At 70.4% G+C, this 15,610-nt stretch carries 14 protein-coding genes, 2 tRNA genes and 1 riboswitch; of the genes, 3 read left to right on the plus strand and 13 right to left on the minus strand.

All coding sequences use genetic code 11. The features are described 5' to 3' along the window. Nucleotides 1-26: 26 nt before the first annotated feature. Both FPZ41_RS20020 and FPZ41_RS20025 read right to left on the minus strand, forming a co-directional pair. Nucleotides 27-791 carry a CbtA family protein gene (locus FPZ41_RS20020; protein WP_152864485.1) on the minus strand — a complete coding sequence of 255 codons (765 nt, stop codon included), beginning with the start codon at nt 789-791 and terminating at the stop codon, nt 27-29. 26 nt (nt 792-817) lie between these two features. Then, nucleotides 818-1,051: a CbtB domain-containing protein gene (locus FPZ41_RS20025; RefSeq protein WP_152864487.1), complete on the minus strand. Its 234-nt coding sequence runs from the start codon at nt 1,049-1,051 to the stop codon at nt 818-820. Nucleotides 1,052-1,088: 37 nt separating this feature from the next. Next, nucleotides 1,089-1,227, minus strand: a riboswitch (cobalamin riboswitch). 145 nt (nt 1,228-1,372) lie between these two features. On the opposite strand from FPZ41_RS20025, the gene FPZ41_RS20030 reads away from it, so the two are divergent. Further along, nucleotides 1,373-1,948 (plus strand): histidine phosphatase family protein, encoded by a 576-nt coding sequence (locus FPZ41_RS20030; RefSeq protein ID WP_152864489.1) that lies wholly within the window; start codon nt 1,373-1,375, stop codon nt 1,946-1,948. A 63-nt stretch (nt 1,949-2,011) separates the two neighbouring features. On the opposite strand, the gene FPZ41_RS20035 is transcribed toward FPZ41_RS20030, so the two are convergent. The 4 genes from FPZ41_RS20035 to leuS form a co-directional block, all read right to left on the minus strand. Next, nucleotides 2,012-2,392 carry a four-helix bundle copper-binding protein gene (locus FPZ41_RS20035; protein ID WP_322620470.1) on the minus strand — a complete coding sequence of 127 codons (381 nt, stop codon included), beginning with the start codon at nt 2,390-2,392 and terminating at the stop codon, nt 2,012-2,014. Between the two features lie 564 nt (nt 2,393-2,956). Further along, on the minus strand, nt 2,957-3,802 hold the full coding sequence (locus FPZ41_RS20040; protein WP_152864491.1) for a DegV family protein: 846 nt from the start codon (nt 3,800-3,802) through the stop codon (nt 2,957-2,959). Nucleotides 3,803-3,886: 84 nt separating this feature from the next. After that, complete coding sequence (locus FPZ41_RS20045; protein ID WP_322620471.1) at nt 3,887-4,654, minus strand: hypothetical protein; 768 nt, start codon at nt 4,652-4,654, stop codon at nt 3,887-3,889. Between the two features lie 152 nt (nt 4,655-4,806). Next, nucleotides 4,807-7,701, minus strand: a complete 2,895-nt coding sequence (leuS, locus tag FPZ41_RS20050) for a leucine--tRNA ligase (RefSeq protein ID WP_152864493.1) — start codon at nt 7,699-7,701, stop codon at nt 4,807-4,809. Nucleotides 7,702-8,120: 419 nt separating this feature from the next. Between leuS and FPZ41_RS20060 the strand changes: the two genes are divergently transcribed. Further along, nucleotides 8,121-9,518, plus strand: coding sequence for a cytochrome b/b6 domain-containing protein (locus FPZ41_RS20060; RefSeq protein WP_152864495.1), 1,398 nt, complete (start codon nt 8,121-8,123; stop codon nt 9,516-9,518). Then, entirely contained in the window at nt 9,515-11,131 is a 1,617-nt protein-coding gene (locus FPZ41_RS20065) for an NADH-ubiquinone oxidoreductase-F iron-sulfur binding region domain-containing protein (RefSeq protein WP_322620472.1), read from the plus strand. The genes FPZ41_RS20060 and FPZ41_RS20065 overlap by 4 nt, the downstream gene beginning before the upstream one ends. Nucleotides 11,132-11,208: 77 nt before the next feature. Here the strand turns inward: FPZ41_RS20065 and FPZ41_RS20070 are convergent. The 7 genes from FPZ41_RS20070 to FPZ41_RS20100 form a co-directional block, all read right to left on the minus strand. After that, a tRNA-Ala gene (locus FPZ41_RS20070) sits at nt 11,209-11,281 on the minus strand. Nucleotides 11,282-11,473: 192 nt separating this feature from the next. Next, on the minus strand, nt 11,474-11,707 hold the full coding sequence (locus tag FPZ41_RS20075) for a hypothetical protein (protein WP_131563009.1): 234 nt from the start codon (nt 11,705-11,707) through the stop codon (nt 11,474-11,476). 3 nt (nt 11,708-11,710) lie between these two features. Beyond that, on the minus strand, nt 11,711-11,884 hold the full coding sequence (locus FPZ41_RS47150; protein ID WP_131563007.1) for a hypothetical protein: 174 nt from the start codon (nt 11,882-11,884) through the stop codon (nt 11,711-11,713). Between the two features lie 386 nt (nt 11,885-12,270). After that, nucleotides 12,271-12,343, minus strand: a tRNA-Ala gene (locus FPZ41_RS20085). A 213-nt stretch (nt 12,344-12,556) separates the two neighbouring features. Continuing rightward, a complete protein-coding gene (locus tag FPZ41_RS20090) occupies nt 12,557-13,234 on the minus strand; it encodes a histidine phosphatase family protein (protein ID WP_322620473.1) in 678 nt (225 codons plus the stop codon). Continuing rightward, complete coding sequence (rsfS, locus tag FPZ41_RS20095) at nt 13,231-13,677, minus strand: ribosome silencing factor (RefSeq protein WP_131563003.1); 447 nt, start codon at nt 13,675-13,677, stop codon at nt 13,231-13,233. The genes FPZ41_RS20090 and rsfS overlap by 4 nt, the downstream gene beginning before the upstream one ends. Nucleotides 13,678-13,793: 116 nt before the next feature. Continuing rightward, nucleotides 13,794-15,610 (minus strand): LCP family protein (locus FPZ41_RS20100; RefSeq protein ID WP_152864498.1); only part of this gene is annotated, 1,817 nt, incomplete at its 5' end.

Below are 15,610 nucleotides of genomic sequence, written 5' to 3' on the forward strand. Positions count from 1 at the left end.
CGGGGGCCGTTCCTGCACTCAACCGCTCAGTGCGGGACGGGAGTCGCACGGGCGGCGGCCCCCTCCGGCCCGGCCGCCGTGCGCGGAGTCAGGACACGCTCCGCCAGGAGCCCGAAGAGCAGACCGTACGCGGTCCACAGGGTCACCTGCACGGCGAGGGCGGCCAGCCGGTACTGCCACAGCAGTGTGGCGGGGAAACCTTCCGGGACGTTGCTGTACGACGGCAGCAGGGCATACGCCAGGCCGACGACCAGGACGAAGAACGCGCCCGCCGCGACGGTGGCGTTCCAGTTGCCCAGACGTGGCGCGAGGCGCTTGCCGAGGATGACGGTCCCGACGGCCAGCAGCACGCTGAGCACGACCATCAGGAAGTACAGCGTGGTGCGCTGGTCGAGGGTGTCGGGGTCGCCCACGGCGGGCGGGTTGGCGGGGTACTTGAGAAACGGAACCACGTAGACCGCGACCAGTCCGGCCGCCGCCAGGAGCAGCGCGCTCGCGCGCGGCCCGAAGCGGCCGGTCCGGCCGAGCGCGAAGCAGTACGCGAGGGCCGCGATGCCGCCGAACGCGACCCCGTACACGAGGACGCCGGTGGACAGACCCGCCGTGGACTGCAGGGTGCGGCTGACGAGTTCCTCGCCGCCGTGTTCGTGGGCGTGGGCCTCCTCGAACGCGATCGCCTGGTCGACGCGTGGTTCACCCAGGAAGTAGGCGACGACGAGGGCGAGCAGGCCCGCGGCGAGTCCCGCGAGCATGCCGCGCACCAGGAGGTTCCTGACCGTTGCGGAGTTCATCAGGCTCGTACGCTTCCTCGTCGGCGTCAGTGGCAGGGGAAGCCGAGCAGATGGCGGGCGTCGTGCACCCATTCATGGACGCCCTCGCCGGACACGAGGGAGGTGGCGCCCTGTTCGGCGCCGACGAAGTAGAGCAGGACCAGCATCAGGATGCCGAAGAAGACCGCCCAGGGGGCGATCGCACTGATCGGCAACTTGGCCGGAACGGCCGTGGGCGTGGTGGGGGATGCGGTCGGCTGAGCGACGGCGGACTGCGCCATGACATGACCTCCTGGGGGAACTCGCGTCCCGTCTCGGTGGTGCACTGGACGACGGCCACGGGTCTGACTTGCCCGTCCGTCACCGCGCTTGGAGGGTGCGGATCGTGCCGGGCTCACAGTGGCGCGACCGTGCCGGATTCCCACCGGCTTCCGTCGGCCGTCGTCGATATCGACGAGAAGGTACCGCGAAGCGGTTCTCCGGCCAAGGGTGCACGGATGACGCATGGCGTTGGGCGGGCCGGTCACACCGCTGTGCGATGGTCATGCCCTGGACAGGACACGGGCGTTGGGCGCGAGAGCAGCCGGATCGGGAGAGCGCGAATGACAAGCCGAGTGATGCTGGTCTCACCCGCGATGAACGCGGCACTGCGGGAGGCCCGCTTCGACGACGGATGCCCGCTCGACCCGTCCGGGCTGCAGGCGGCGCGCGCGGCGGCGGGCACGCTGAAATCTCCGGACCGGGCCCGGATCTCCCCCACGGTCCGCTGTCAAGAGACCGCCACCGCGCTCGGGCTGGCCGCCGAGGAGGCGCCCGAGCTGGCCGGTCTGGATGTGGGCCGTTGGCGCGGTGCGACTCTCGCCGAGGTGGGCGCCGGGGAACCCGAGGCGGTGGCCCGCTGGCTCGCCGACCCGGAGTCCGCGCCGCACGGTGGGGAATCGGTGAGGGCCCTGTGCGACCGGGCCGCGCGGTGGCTGGAGACGGCCGCGCAGGACGACGGCCGGACCGTGGCCGTCGTCGAGCCGGAACTCGTCCGGGCCGTGGTGGTACGGGTGTTGGGGGCGCCGGAGTCCGCGTTCTGGCGCGTGGACGTGCCACCGCTGGCGGCCACCGAACTCAGCGGCCGGGCGGGGCGCTGGAACCTACGGCTCGGGAGGCCGCTCATGGAGCCTTCCTGAGAGCAGGGGTTCCAGAGCGCCGCCGGCCCCGCGTGGATCTCCCGCCCCGAACGGTTCCCCGTATCAGGCGGTGAGCGTCGTGAGGAAGTCCGTGCAGGCGCGGGCGCAGTCGCGGCAGGACTGGGCGCTGCCCTCGGCGCCGGGGTGGGCGTCGAAGACGTGGGCGCACTCCAGGCAGATCTCCCGGCACCACTCCACCTGGGCGCGGAGGGCGGTCTCATCCTGGTGGGTCTGCTCGGAGAGCACCCGGCACGTCGCGTCGCACACCTCCGCGCACATGATGCCTTTGCGTCGCATGCGTTCCTGGTCCATGGGCCCGCCCGGATCGGCGAGGCTCGCGCGCAAAGCGCACGCCCGCGCACACTCTGTGCACGCCTGTGCGCACGCGAAGCGGTCCTCAAGGAACCGGAAGAGCTCCTGCTGAGAAGTCGTCGTCGTTGTCACAACGGGTGGGTAGCCGAGCGGAAGCCCGTCAAACCCGGTCGCGACACGACCCGAGCACCGCACCAGCGCGCGGTGGGCGGGCCGGGCGCCCTGGACACCCGGCCCGCCCGGCCCGCCCGAACCGCTCAGAAGGACCGGTGGGCCGTTGCCCAACTCCCGCCGTTCCCTTGCCGTTTCGGTGAAGAGCGCTTCCGCGCGCAGGCGGAGCGCTTCCGCGGAGGCCCGGCGGCGTCGGGACCGGCCCCGGGTGAGGGAACGACGGTGGCGGACCCGGCTGTCGGAGACGGGCCCACGGCCCGGGCCACTGGTGACGGTCGCTGTGCGTGACGGTGATCGAAGTACCATGCGACGAGGATCGGACACTCCCGCACACTCGCGATGATCTTGCTCAATTCCCGTGGATTACCGGCCGGTTGTGGATAACTCGATCACCCACACGAGCACCAGCCACCACTCGCCACAGCGAACCGCACAGCCTGCTAAGCCTGCTCAGCCCTCACGCTCCGCACAGACTGCGCAGCCCGCGCAACCCCCCAACGCACCCGGCCCACGGGCACCCGCGCGTCACCGAGGCGAGACAACCGCCCCCAGCAGCCCGGGCCCTGTGTGCGCACCGATCACCGCACCGACCTCGCTCACATGGAGATCGGTCAGCCCGGGTACCCGCGCCCGCAGCCGGTCCGCGAGCGCCTGGGCCCGCTCGGGTGCGGCGAGGTGGTGGACGGCGATGTCGACCTGTGCGCGGCCTGCACGGTCGGCGACGATCTCCTCCAGGCGGGCGATCGCCTTGGACGCCGTGCGTACCTTCTCAAGGAGTTCGATGCGGCCGCCGTCCAGTTGCAGCAGCGGCTTCACCGCGAGGGCGGAGCCGAACAGCGCCTGCGCGGCTCCGATGCGGCCACCCCGGCGCAGGTAGTCGAGGGTGTCCACGTAGAAGTAGGCGGACGTGCCCGCGGCGCGTTTCTCGGCGGCCGTGACCGCCTCGTCCACCGAGCCGCCGACCTCCGCGGTCCGGGCCGCGGCCAGCGCGCAGAACCCCAGTGCCATGGCGACCATTCCGGTGTCGACCACGCGTACGGGCACGGGCGCCTCCCGTGCCGCGAGGACGGCCGCGTCGTAGGTGCCCGAGAACTCGGCCGACAGGTGCAGGGAGACGATGCACGTGGCTCCCGACTCGGCGACCTTGCGGTAGGTCTCGGCGAACAGTTCGGGGCTGGGGCGGGACGTGGTGACGGGCCGTCGCTTCTGGAGTGCCTGGGCCAGCGAGCGCGCAGAGATCTCGGTGCCCTCTTCGAGCGCCCGGTCGCCGAGGACGACGGTCAACGGCACCGCGGTGATGCCATGGTGCTGCATCGTCCGTGGCGGCAGGTAGGCCGTTGAATCGGTGACGATGGCGACATGGCGGGACATGAGCTGGAGGTTACCTGCCGAAACGTGCGGGGGGCAGCCCGGCCCCTCCCACCTGCGGTCGGACGGGTGGGATGGCGGGTGGGATCAAGTCGTGCTCTCGGGGCGGGGTTTCTTCTGCCAGGGATAGGTGATGCGCGGGCCCGGTGGGTTGATGGCGGGCCGCGCCGGTTCGCCGGCCGTGCGGGACTGGGGGGTTTCCGGCCAGGTCTGCCCGCTCGAGGCGGCGCCTTCGGGGGCCGGGGCCTCGGGCCACGGGGGCGGCTCGGCAGTGGGAGGCGGGGTGTGTGCCCCGGCCGATGACGTGGGTTCCGTAGTCCAGTGCCGCAGTGCGCCCGCCTCGACGTCGATCTGCGCGCTGAGCGCGTCGAGGTCCTCCTCCGCGAAGCGGCGGGCCCGGTCGTGCGCCGCCCAGCGCAGGGAGTCCGCCGCCTCGATGATCCGCCCGGTGCGCTCCCGCAGGTCCGGCAGCCGCTCGGCGAGCTTGGCGCGGGCCGGGTCGGACTCCAGACGCCTCAGCTCGCCGTCCAGCTCGTGTCCGTGCGCGCTGAGACGCTGGAAGAGACCCAGCGATTCCTTCAGGGACTCGTCCTCCGCCACGCCCGCGTGCAGCGCGTCCTGGGTGGCCCGCATCGTCGTGCGCAGCCTGAGCCGCAGATCGGCCAGCTCGCCCGCCGCTCCGGGCTGAGTGAGGGTCTTGGCGCGCAGCGTGGTGTCCTCGACCGTGCGGCGGGCCTGCTCGATGGTCCGGTCCACACCGCGCTTGGCGGCGCCGACCACCTTGACCGTGGCGTACGCGCCCAGCACCAGGAACAGCACGAAGATCAGGACGACCACGGCGATCACGGCCTCCACGATGCTCCTCCTCCGACGCGATCGGCGACTGTTGCGTTGTTCTTCCACGGTAAACGCTACGGGCAGGCCGGGAGTTCCTGTAGAACCCCGAACCTGCCCGTAAGGGATCACCCCGAGCCGTACCCACGCCCTCCGCGGATACGCCGAAGGCGTTACGCCGTGACGATGTTCACCAGCTTCGGCGCCCGCACGATCACCTTGCGGATCCCGGCACCTCCCAGCGCGGAGACGACCTTCTCGTCGGCCAGCGCCACCTTCTCCAGTTCCTCCTCGGAGATGGACGGCGGCACCTCCAGGCGTGCCTTGACCTTGCCCTTGATCTGCACGACGCAGGTCACGGCCTCGTCCACGACGTACGCGGGGTCGGCGACCGGGAAGTCGCGGTGGACGACCGAGTCGGTGTGGCCCAGCTTGCGCCACAGTTCCTCGGCGATGTGCGGGGCCAGCGGCGCGACCAGCAGCACCAGCGCCTCGGCGACGGACCGCGGCAGCGGGCCTCCCGCCTTGGTCAGGTGGTTGTTCAGCTCGGTGACCTTGGCGATCGCGGTGTTGAACCGCATGCCCTCCAGGTCCTGGCGTACACCGTCGATGGCCTTGTGCAGCGCCCGCAGGGTGTCCACATCGATGGCGGCGTCCTCGACGTCGACGACGGTGACCTCGCCGGTCGTCTCGTCCACGACGTTGCGCCACAGCCGCTGCAGCAGCCGGAACTGGCCCACCACCGCGCGCGTGTCCCACGGCCGCGACACGTCCAGCGGGCCCATCGCCATCTCGTACAGACGCAGGGTGTCCGCCCCGTACTCGGCGCAGATCTCGTCCGGAGTGACGGCGTTCTTCAGGGACTTGCCCATCTTGCCCAGCAGGCGGGTGACCTTCTCGCCCTGGTAGTAGTACGCGCCGTCGCGCTCCTCCACCTCGGCGGCCGGTACGGCGATGCCACGGCTGTCGCGGTAGACGTACGCCTGGATCATGCCCTGGTTGAACAGCTTGTGGAACGGCTCGGCCGACGAGACGTGCCCCAGGTCGTACAGGACCTTGGACCAGAAGCGCGCGTACAGCAGGTGCAGCACGGCGTGTTCGGCGCCGCCGATGTACAGGTCGACGCCGCCGTGCGGCATGCCCTCGCGCGGGCCCATCCAGTACCGCTCGATGGCCGGGTCGACCAGCTTGTCGCTGTTGTGCGGGTCCAGGTAGCGCAGCTCGTACCAGCAGGAACCGGCCCAGTTGGGCATGGTGTTGGTCTCGCGGCGGTACGCGCGGGGTCCGCGTCCGTCGCCCAGGTCCAGGGTGACGTTGGCCCATTCCTCGTTGCGGGACAGCGGCGTCTCGGGCTGGGTGTCGGCGTCGTCCGGGTCGAAGGTACGCGGCGAGTAGTCCTCGACCTCCGGCAGTTCCAGGGGCAGCATCGACTCGGGCAGCGCGTGGGCGACGCCGTCCTCGTCGTAGACGATCGGGAAGGGCTCGCCCCAGTAGCGCTGGCGGCTGAACAGCCAGTCGCGCAGCCGGAAGTTGACGGTGCCTTCGCCGACGCCCTCGCGCTCCAGCCACTCGGTGATGCGCGCCTTGGCGTCGACGACGCCCAGTCCGTCCAGGCTGATCCCGTCGTTCGAGGAGTTGATGATCTTCGCGTCGTACGAGGCGAAGGCGTCCTCCCACGTCGACGTGTCGGTGCCGCGGCCGTCGGTCGGCTCGACGATGCAGCGGACGGGCAGTTCGAAGGCGCGCGCGAACTCGAAGTCGCGCTGGTCGCCCGCCGGGACGGCCATGATGGCGCCGGTTCCGTAGCCCATCAGCACGTAGTCGGCGATGAAGACGGGAACCTGCTCCCCGTTGACCGGGTTGGTGGCGTACGCGCCGATGAAGACACCGGTCTTGTCCTTGGCCTCGGCCTGGCGCTCCACGTCCGACTTGGAGGCCGCCTGCGCGCGGTACGCGGCGACGGCCTCGGCCGGGGTCGCGTGACCGCCGGTCCACACCTGGTGGGTGCCCTCCGGCCAGGCGTCCGGGGTGAACTTCTCGACCAGCGGGTGCTCGGGCGCCAGGACCATGTAGGTCGCGCCGAACAGGGTGTCCGGGCGTGTGGTGAAGACCGTGATGCTCTCGCCGTCCACGGGGAAGTCGACGCGGGCGCCCTCGGAGCGGCCGATCCAATTGCGCTGCTGCAGCTTGATGGCCTCGGGCCAGTCCAGCGCGTCCAGGTCGTCCAGCAGCCGGTCGGCGTACGCGGTGATGCGCATGTTCCACTGGCGCAGCTTGGCCTTGAAGACGGGGAAGTTGCCGCGCTCGGAGCGGCCGTCGGCGGTGACCTCCTCGTTGGCCAGCACAGTGCCCAGGCCGGGGCACCAGTTGACCGGCGCGTCGGAGGCGTACGCCAGGCGGAACTCGCCCAGGACCTCGGCCCGCTCGGCGGCGCTCAGCTCGCTCCACGCGCGCGTGTGCCCGGGTACGGCGCGCTCACCGGTCTCGAACTGGCCGATCAGCTCGGAGATCGGGCGGGCCTTCCTGACCTCGTCGTCGTACCAGGAGTTGAAGATCTGGAGGAAGATCCACTGGGTCCACTTGTAGTAGTCCGGGTCGATCGTGGCGAACGACCGGCGCTTGTCGTGGCCCAGGCCCAGCCGGCGCAGCTGGACCTTCATGTTCTTGATGTTGGCCTCGGTGGACACGCGCGGGTGCGTGCCGGTCTGCACGGCGTACTGCTCGGCGGGCAGGCCGAAGGCGTCGAAGCCCAGGGTGTGCAGGACGTTGTGGCCGGTCATCCGCTCGAACCGGGCGAACACGTCGGTGGCGATGTAGCCCAGGGGGTGGCCGACGTGCAGGCCCGCACCGGAGGGGTACGGAAACATGTCCATGATGAACTTCTTGGGCTTGGCGGCCTCCTTCGGGTCGCCCGCCAGGTCACCGGTCGGGTTGGGCGCCTCGTACGTGCCCTCGGCGTCCCAGAAGTCCTGCCAGCGTGCCTCGATCTCGGCCGCGACGGCGGCCGTGTAGCGGTGCGGCGCGGCCTCCGCCGACACGGCGGCGGCAGCGGGGTTCGTCTCGCTCATGATCCTCAAAGCTCCATCGATCGTCTCTGCCAGCGACTGTTTCAAGAAACGAAAAATCCCCTCACACAGGAGGGGACGCCGCGCTGACTCCGACCACGATTCACCCGTGGCCGGGGCTGGTCAGCGCGGCTCGCTAAGCAGAAGGCGTACAGCACGCATGGCGTCAGGGTACCGCAGCCCCCGCGCGCGTCGCGACGAGGTTCCGCGGGCAGGGACGCCGACTGTCGGCCATCGAAACCGGCCAAAAAAGTTGAACATTATTCAAAAGTTACTTCGCGTAACGGTCACTATGGTGCATCACCCATGTGAGTTAGCCCGTTGATAACAAGGCAATAACTCAAACCTCGTACCGCTCGGTTTGGCTCCACTTAGAGTGCGACCCACGGGACCGCTTTCCCGAACCGTTCGGAGTTGCCCCCATGAACCCTCGTAGTAGTAACAGCTCGCTCCCCAAGACGGGCCGCTCGGCCTATGGGGTTGCGACCGCTGCCGCTCTGCTGCTCATACCCGTGATCGTGCTGGCTGGAGGTGACGTAGTACGTGAGTTCCTCGACTTCGGCGCCGGTGTGCTGTCGCTGGTCGCGCTCTCCTGCTCGGTGATCTGGGGCCTGGTCGCCAGCGACCGGCTCTTCCTCAGCACGCGCCAGCGCATCGTGTCGCAGGCCGTGCACCGCACGACCGCGATCTCCTCGGTCGCGTTCCTGCTGCTGCACGTCACGGTGAAGATCGCGCTGGAGCATGCGCCGTTCTACGCCGCGCTCATCCCCTTCAGCCTCGGTTTCACGGGTACCGCGGTACTCATCGCCTTCGGCTCGATGGCCGGCCTGCTGATGATCACCACGGCCATCACCGGCGCGCTCCGCAGCGCCTTCATGACCCGGGCAGAGACCGCGGCGCGCTGGCGGGTGTTCCACATGATGGCCTACCCGGCGTGGTGCTTCGCGTTGGTCCACGGGCTCTACGCGGGTCGAGAGGCCAAGCCGGTCTTCATCATCCTGTACAGCCTGTGCCTCGTCGGCGTCGCCGGTGCCCTCATGCTGCGCGCGGCCCCTCGTCCGTTGAAGCGCCGGGTGGCCGACACGATCGTCAGCGTGCTCGGCACCGACACCCGGCCGGGACGCGAGCAACTGGACGCCAGCCGTGCCCGGATGGCCGAGGCCACGATGGGCGCGGGCGCCGGACGCGGCTCGGACGCGGGCCGCGGCGCAGCCTCCGGCCGCGACAGGGGAGCCGACTCGCCCCTGCCGGGCATGGGTTCACGCGGGGGCACTCCCCTGGGCGACACGATGGTGCCCCCGCAGCGGACGCCGTCCCCGTCGGCGGGCCTCTACGACTCCGGCTCGCTCACCGACTCACCGGACCCCGCCCCCGGCTTCGCGGCCGCCTACCGTGCCGTGTCGGCCACCCCGCGCGCGCAGGACCCCCTGACGCCCGAGCCGACCCAGCGCATGGACCTGCCGCTGGACATGCAGCCCACCGAGGCCGTGCCGCGCTACGACGACGGCTCCACCACGGGCACCCGCTGGCCGGCTCCGTCCCCGCCGCCGGTCGGCGAGGCGCCCCCGTCGGCGTACGACCCGATGCAGGACACCTTCGCGGGCCAGACGTTCGCAGGTCAGGCGTATCCCGGCCAGACGTACGCGGGAACTCCCGAAACTTCCTACGGAACGGCTGAGACGAACGCCCCCTACGACACGTACAACCCGAACGACACGTACAACAGCGGTCCCGCCACTGAAACGCTGCCCGGCTCGTACGACTACGAGAGGCCGGGCTCAGGCGAACCCTGGAACGCGCCTTCCGGAGGCTTTAAGTGAACGAGGCCCTTCCCGACGTCCCCGAAGTCCGTGTGGTGGGGCTTCCACAGCTCACCTCGGGTTTCGACCTCGTCGAGAGACTCGACCTCCCCATGCACCTCAAGGTGCACGGTCCGCTCGAACCGATGGGCGGCGAGCAACTCGCCCAGCTCTCCGAACGGATCAACCTGAAGGGGCGTGGCGGCGCGGGCTTCCCCTTCCACAAGAAGCTGCGGTCGGTCGCCGAATCGGCGATCAAGCGCGGCATCCGGCCGGTGGTCGTCGTCAACGGAAGCGAGGACGAGCCCGCCTGCCGCAAGGACACGGTAATGATCAACCGTGCCCCGCACCTCATCCTCGACGGCGCCCTGCTGGTCGCCGAGGCCCTGGGTGCCCGGCAACTCGTCGTCGGGGTGACACGTGAATCCACCCAGCGCTCGATGGAGGCCGCCCTCTCCGAGCGCGGGCTGAGCAACCGGCGCGGCGCGGCCATCCGCGCGAGCGTGCAGCGCAACCCGGTGCGGATGGTCACCGGCGCCGCCGCCTCCCTGGTCCGCTCCATCGACGGCGGCCCGGCCATCCCGCCGGGCCGCAAGACCAGTGCGTCGCGGAGCGGTGTCGGGGGCGCGCCCACGCTGCTCTCCAACGCCGAGACGTTCGCCCAGCTCGCGATCGCCGCACGCATCGGCTCCGAGCGCTACGGCAACACCGGCCTGTACGACGAGCCGGGCACCGTGATGCTCACGATCTCCGGTGCGGTCGCACGCCCCATGGTGGTCGAGGCGCCCACGGGCGTGCCGCTGCGCTACGTCCTGCAGCTCGCCGGCGCCCCGCCGGTCCCGCAGGGTGTGCTGACCGGCGGCTACCACGGCAAGTGGATCGACGCGGCGACGGTCAACGAGGCCATCGTCTCGCGCAACTCCCTGGACGCGGTGGGAGGTGCGCTCGGCGCGGGCGCGATCCTCCCGATCACCCAGGACACCTGCCCGCTGGGCGAGTCGCTGCAGGTGGCGAAGTGGCTGGCCGAGGAGAGCGCGGGACAGTGCGGTCCCTGCTACCTCGGTCTGCCGGCCGCCGCGCGCGGTATGGAGGACATCCTCAACGGCGGCGGCCCGGCCGCCCTGGAGGCGCTCAAGCAGGTCGCCAAGAACGTGAAGCGGCGCGGCGCGTGCTCGCACCCGGACGGCTCCGCGATGTTCCTGGAGTCGACCATCAAGGCGTTCACGGACGACCTGGCGGCCCACGTCCTCGGAAACGGCTGCGGAAGGCCTGTGGAGGGCGTTCTGCCGCTCTTCGAGGGCGGCAGGGCCCCTACGGGCATCCCCGGCGGCACGGCCGAGGAGGAGGGCGGCGGCAGCCGTCAGAAGATCTTCGTCGACTGGACGCTGTGCCGCGGCCACGGCCTGTGCGCGGACATCCTCCCGGAGGTCTTCGAGCTGGGCGCCGACGGCTTCCCGACCGTCGCGCAGGCGTCGGTGCCCCAGTACGCCGAGGCGAAGGCACTCCGCGCGGTGCGCCGCTGCCCGGCGCTGGCCCTGCGCATCGAGGAGGACACCCGCGGCTCCGCGCCGTCCCGCAACCTGCCGGTCCTCTCGCAGGGCCGCGGCCGCCGGGCCCTGGGCAGCGGCCGCTGAACACGTCGTGAGGGACTCCAGAAACCAAAGATCCCGCCCGATCAATCCGATCGGACGGGATCTCTTCTGTGGAACTGTGGAGCTAAGGAGAATTGAACTCCTGACCTCCTGCATGCCATGCAGGCGCTCTACCAACTGAGCTATAGCCCCTCGCGGTCATGCGGCGGAGCCGCATATCGACCGTCTCGCCCGGTTTCCCTGGCGGCGACACCAACATTACACGGTCCTCCGGGGGCATCACCAATTCGTTTCCGTTCTGTCCGGATACGGTCGACGATGTCCCTTGGAACGCCCCGCCGGCCACGGATGGCCGAGGCCCAACTGCCGTGACGGCACTACTGATCAGGCTGTCACGAACGAGTAGAACCGCTTGAGCGTGCAGTGCTCCTCAAGAAGCCGACCGTAGATCGGCTCGCCCTCCAGCTCGCGGTACGTCTCGATCGGGTCGCCTTTTATGATCAGCGCCCGCGCGCATTCCTCGCACCAGTACTGGTAGTCGCGGTTGACGGGTTCCATGTCGCGGACAATGGGCGTGCCACTGCCGCACCAGTCGCATTTCCTCCGGTGTGCACCCATCGATCAGCTCCAGCTGTGGCCGCAGGTCGTGCACACGTAGGAGATCCCCCCGTTGTCACCGAGGACTTGGGCGACCTGGAGTGAGCCGCAGGAAGGGCAGTTCAGGAGGGTGGCCGTCTTCCGTGTCACCACCGGTGCGAGGGGGTCGCCGACCTCCCCGCGGATGCTCCCAGGCATCGCTTCTCCCTCCCGTCGGGCCGCGCCCCCTTCCGGCCGTTTGATTCTGCCACGGCCGGACCAATACGGTCAGCGACGCCTTCGTACCAGTCCGGACACGGCACCCAGGAATGCCGTCCCGACCAGTGCGCACACGCATGCGAGAAGGGCGTCCGCAGAGGTATACGCCCCGGGAGCCCAAGTGACTCAAGCCGGTACGGGAAGAGTGCACCGAAGGACGCGACGGCGATGAGCGGACTGTTGACCGGACCCGTGTCGCCCCAACTCCCATGCGTGTGGGCGCGGTTCGATGCTCGTAATGCCCACCGGCATACGAAAAATCCCGCTCCCCTGACGGGGACGGGATCTTCGGTACCGATCTTCGACAGCTGAAGAGTGTCGATCTGTGGAGCTAAGGAGAATTGAACTCCTGACCTCCTGCATGCCATGCAGGCGCTCTACCAACTGAGCTATAGCCCCTTGCGGCCATGTGATGGAGCCACATGGTGTTTCGCCCCGCTCGGCGGGGCGAACAAGAAGAACTCTAGCCTGCGACCAGGCGGAAAGTGAAATCCGGTCCCGGGGCTCACCGGGCCGCCTGGACGGGGGTTCTGCGGGCGCGTGCCGAAGATCCCTCCGCCGCACTCCCAACGGAGCGTGCCGGTCGCCCTGCGGCCGCTCCGCCGGTGGGCGTCAGTCGTCGTCGCCGAGCACCGGCTCCGGCAGGGTGCCGGCGTTGTGCTCCAGCAGACGCCAGCCGCGGGCGCCCTCGCCGAGGACGGACCAGCAGCAGTTGGAGAGCCCGCCGAGGCTCTCCCAGTGGTGGGGCTCCAGGCCGATGAGACGCCCGATGGTGGTGCGGATGGTGCCGCCGTGGCTGGCCACCACGAGGGTGCCGTCCGAGGGCAGCTTCTCGGCGTGCCGCAGCACCACCGGGGCGGCGCGGTCGGCGACCTCGGTCTCCAGTTCGCCGCCTCCGCGACGGACCGGCTCACCGCGCTTCCATGCGGTGTACTCCTCGCCGTACCGCCCGATGATCTCCTCGTGCGTCAGCCCCTGCCAGACGCCCGCGTAGGTCTCGCGCAGCGCCTCGTCGTGCGTCACGGCGAGGCCGGTGAGCAGGGCCAGCTCGGCGGCCGTGGCGGCGGCGCGGCTGAGATCGGAGGCGACGATCGCGTCGGGCTTCAGGGAGGCGAGCAGCCGGGCGGCGCGGCGGGCCTGGCCGACACCGGTCTCGGTGAGCTCTATGTCCGTGGTGCCCTGGAATCGGCGCTCCAGGTTCCACGAGGTCTGGCCGTGCCTCCAGAGGATGACGCGGCGGCCGCGCCCCGGCTTCGGGTCGGCCGCCTCTGTCCCCGGTGCGGCACTCACCGCAGCTCCCCGCCGAGCTCGGCGGCCTCCTCGGCGGCCCGCAGCCTGGCGTGCTCCTCGCCCTTGCCGCGGGTGGCCTTGGCGTCGGCCGGCAGCTCCAGCTCGGGGCAGTCCTTCCAGAGCCGCTCCAGGGCGTAGAAGACGCGCTCCTCGCTGTGCTGGACGTGGACGACGATGTCGACGTAGTCGAGGAGCACCCAGCGGGCCTCGCGGTCGCCCTCGCGGCGCACGGGCTTGGCGTCCAGCTCCTTGTTCAGCCGCTCCTCGATCTCGTCGACGATCGACTTGACCTGGCGGTCGTTGGGTGCGGAGGCGAGCAGGAAGGCGTCCGTGATGGACAGTACGTCGCTCACGTCGTACGCGATGACGTCGTGCGCGAGCTTGTCGGCGGCCGCCTGGGCGGCGGTGTTGATGAGTTCCAGCGAGCGGTCGGTAGCGGTCACTACAAGGCTTTCGGTCGACGGTCAGTGAACCCTCAAGGGCTACCTCAAGGGTCTCACGGACCGCCGACGGCTCCCCAGCGGTTAACGCCTACCCGGTCGATCAAGCTGTGGGCCGGTCACCCCGAGGTGCCCGGGGCGGTGGTCACCTCGTAGTCCTGGCCGAGGACGACCGAGACGTCGGCGTTGGACGTGGTCCTGCCCTTCTGGACGGAGTCGGTGGGCAGGCCGAGGGTCTTGGCGACCTCGACGGCGTCGCCCTTGCTCGCGGCGTCGGCATACGTGACCTGGGACGCGGCCTGGGCCGCGGAGGCGGTGCCGGCGTCGAGGAAGGTGTAGCCGCCGTTGATCAGGACCACGCGGGACTGTTCGGCGGCGTCCTTGGCGCCGGTGGCGTTCCTGATGCCGACCCGGACGGCGTCGCCCGCGTCGGGGCTCTTCGCAGCGCCGCCGAGCACGTCCTTGACCACGCTGTCGGAGTCCTGCGTGCTCAGGGTGCCGTCCTGCTGGACCGGCAGCAGGTCGGTCTTGTAGTCGCCGCCCTTGGCCCGGTCGGCGAGCTTCGCCAGGAAGGTCCCGAGGTCGTTGTCGGTCAGCGGGGGGTCGAGGATCTGGGCCAGCGTCTGCACGGTGGTGGTGGCGGCCTGCGCGTCGGAGGACAGCTTGCGCAGCACGCCCTGCATGACCTGTCCGAACCGCTCCAGCTGGGCGTTCTGGGCCTCTCCGGGAGCACGGTAGGTGGCGTACGCGACAGCCATCTTGCCGCTGAGGGTCTGCCCCTTGCCCTTGTTGACCAGGGGGGCCTCGCCCTTCTTGCCGTCCGGGGCGGGCACGTCGGCGTCGGTGTCGACGTCGATGTTGCCGACGAGTTCGACGAGGTTGTTCAGGTACGGGGTGTCGAGGCGCCAGCTGCCCTCGATGTTGGTGCCCAGGACGGTGTCGAGTGCGTCCCGGGTGCCGGAGGAACCGTCGTCCTCGACGGACTTGGCGAGGGTGCTGGTGTTGCCGTCGTCGTCGGTCAGGGCGAGGGAGTTGGGCAGCAGGACGGTGGCGCCCCGCTTCGTGGTGGTGTTGTCCACGAGCAGCGCCGTGGACGTGCCGCCCTTGGCGGTGTTGTGCAGGTGGACGACGAGCACGTCGCGTTTCTGGGCGCCCGCGGCCGTGGGGGTGCCGGACTTCTCCTCCGAGGACGTCCCGGGCAGTGCGCCCGTGTACCAGAGGTAGCCGACGCCGCCGACGGCGAACAGGGCGAGCGTCACCACCAGGGCGACGATCCGGCTGCGGGCCCGGCGCCGGGCCTCCTCGCGGCGTTCGGTGCGGTTCTCCGTGAACTTCAGCCAGTCGATGACGTCCTCGGAGTTGCCGTCGGGCTCCTCGACGAAGGCGAACTGCTCGGTGCGGTAGTCCCGTTCGTCGCCGTGGGCGTCACGGCCGACGGCCGGCTCACCCGAGGCGTCGACGGGCTGGCCCTGAGGCGGTCCGTCGGTGGCCGGAGGTCCGGCTGCCCCGGCGCCTGGGCCGGGCCCAGCCCCTTCTGGAGCGGCGGTCGGCCGCGTCTGCTGCGGGATGTAGGCCGTCTGCTCGGCTGTATGGGGCTGCCGGCCAGCGGCCCGCTGCTGCTGTCCGGTGCCGGAGGCCTGCCCGTAGGGGTCGTACGGGTCGTAGCCGGAGCCGGTGCCCGCTCCCCCGCCGGCGGGAGCAGTTGTCCCGTACTGGTTGTAGGGGTCGTAGTAGGCGGCCGGTTGCTGGTTCGCGTCGTAGGGGGCCGCCGGCTGCTGCCGGCCCGTGTCGTACGAAGCCGGGGGTTGCTGGGGTTGCTGACCGCCGGTCGTGTACGGGTCGTAGCCGTAGCCCTGCGACTGCTGCTGGGGTTGCTGCTGGGGCCCCGAGCCGTAGGGGTCGTACCCCTGATGGGGTCCCTGCGGGGAGGGCTGGG

It is taken from the genome of Streptomyces acidicola (assembly GCF_009377235.1).
Classification (GTDB): domain Bacteria; phylum Actinomycetota; class Actinomycetes; order Streptomycetales; family Streptomycetaceae; genus Streptomyces; species Streptomyces acidicola.

Excerpts from the sequence above, each read along its gene's own strand:
- FPZ41_RS20020 (WP_152864485.1), bottom strand. The coding sequence starts at position 791 with ATGAACTCCGCAACGGTCAGGAACCTCCTGGTGCGCGGCATGCTCGCG.
- FPZ41_RS20025 (WP_152864487.1), bottom strand. The coding sequence starts at position 1,051 with ATGGCGCAGTCCGCCGTCGCTCAGCCGACCGCATCCCCCACCACGCCC.
- FPZ41_RS20030 (WP_152864489.1), top strand. The coding sequence starts at position 1,373 with ATGACAAGCCGAGTGATGCTGGTCTCACCCGCGATGAACGCGGCACTG.
- FPZ41_RS20040 (WP_152864491.1), bottom strand. The coding sequence starts at position 3,802 with ATGTCCCGCCATGTCGCCATCGTCACCGATTCAACGGCCTACCTGCCG.
- leuS (WP_152864493.1), bottom strand. The coding sequence starts at position 7,701 with ATGAGCGAGACGAACCCCGCTGCCGCCGCCGTGTCGGCGGAGGCCGCG.
- FPZ41_RS20060 (WP_152864495.1), top strand. The coding sequence starts at position 8,121 with ATGAACCCTCGTAGTAGTAACAGCTCGCTCCCCAAGACGGGCCGCTCG.
- FPZ41_RS20075 (WP_131563009.1), bottom strand. The coding sequence starts at position 11,707 with ATGGGTGCACACCGGAGGAAATGCGACTGGTGCGGCAGTGGCACGCCC.
- FPZ41_RS47150 (WP_131563007.1), bottom strand. The coding sequence starts at position 11,884 with ATGCCTGGGAGCATCCGCGGGGAGGTCGGCGACCCCCTCGCACCGGTG.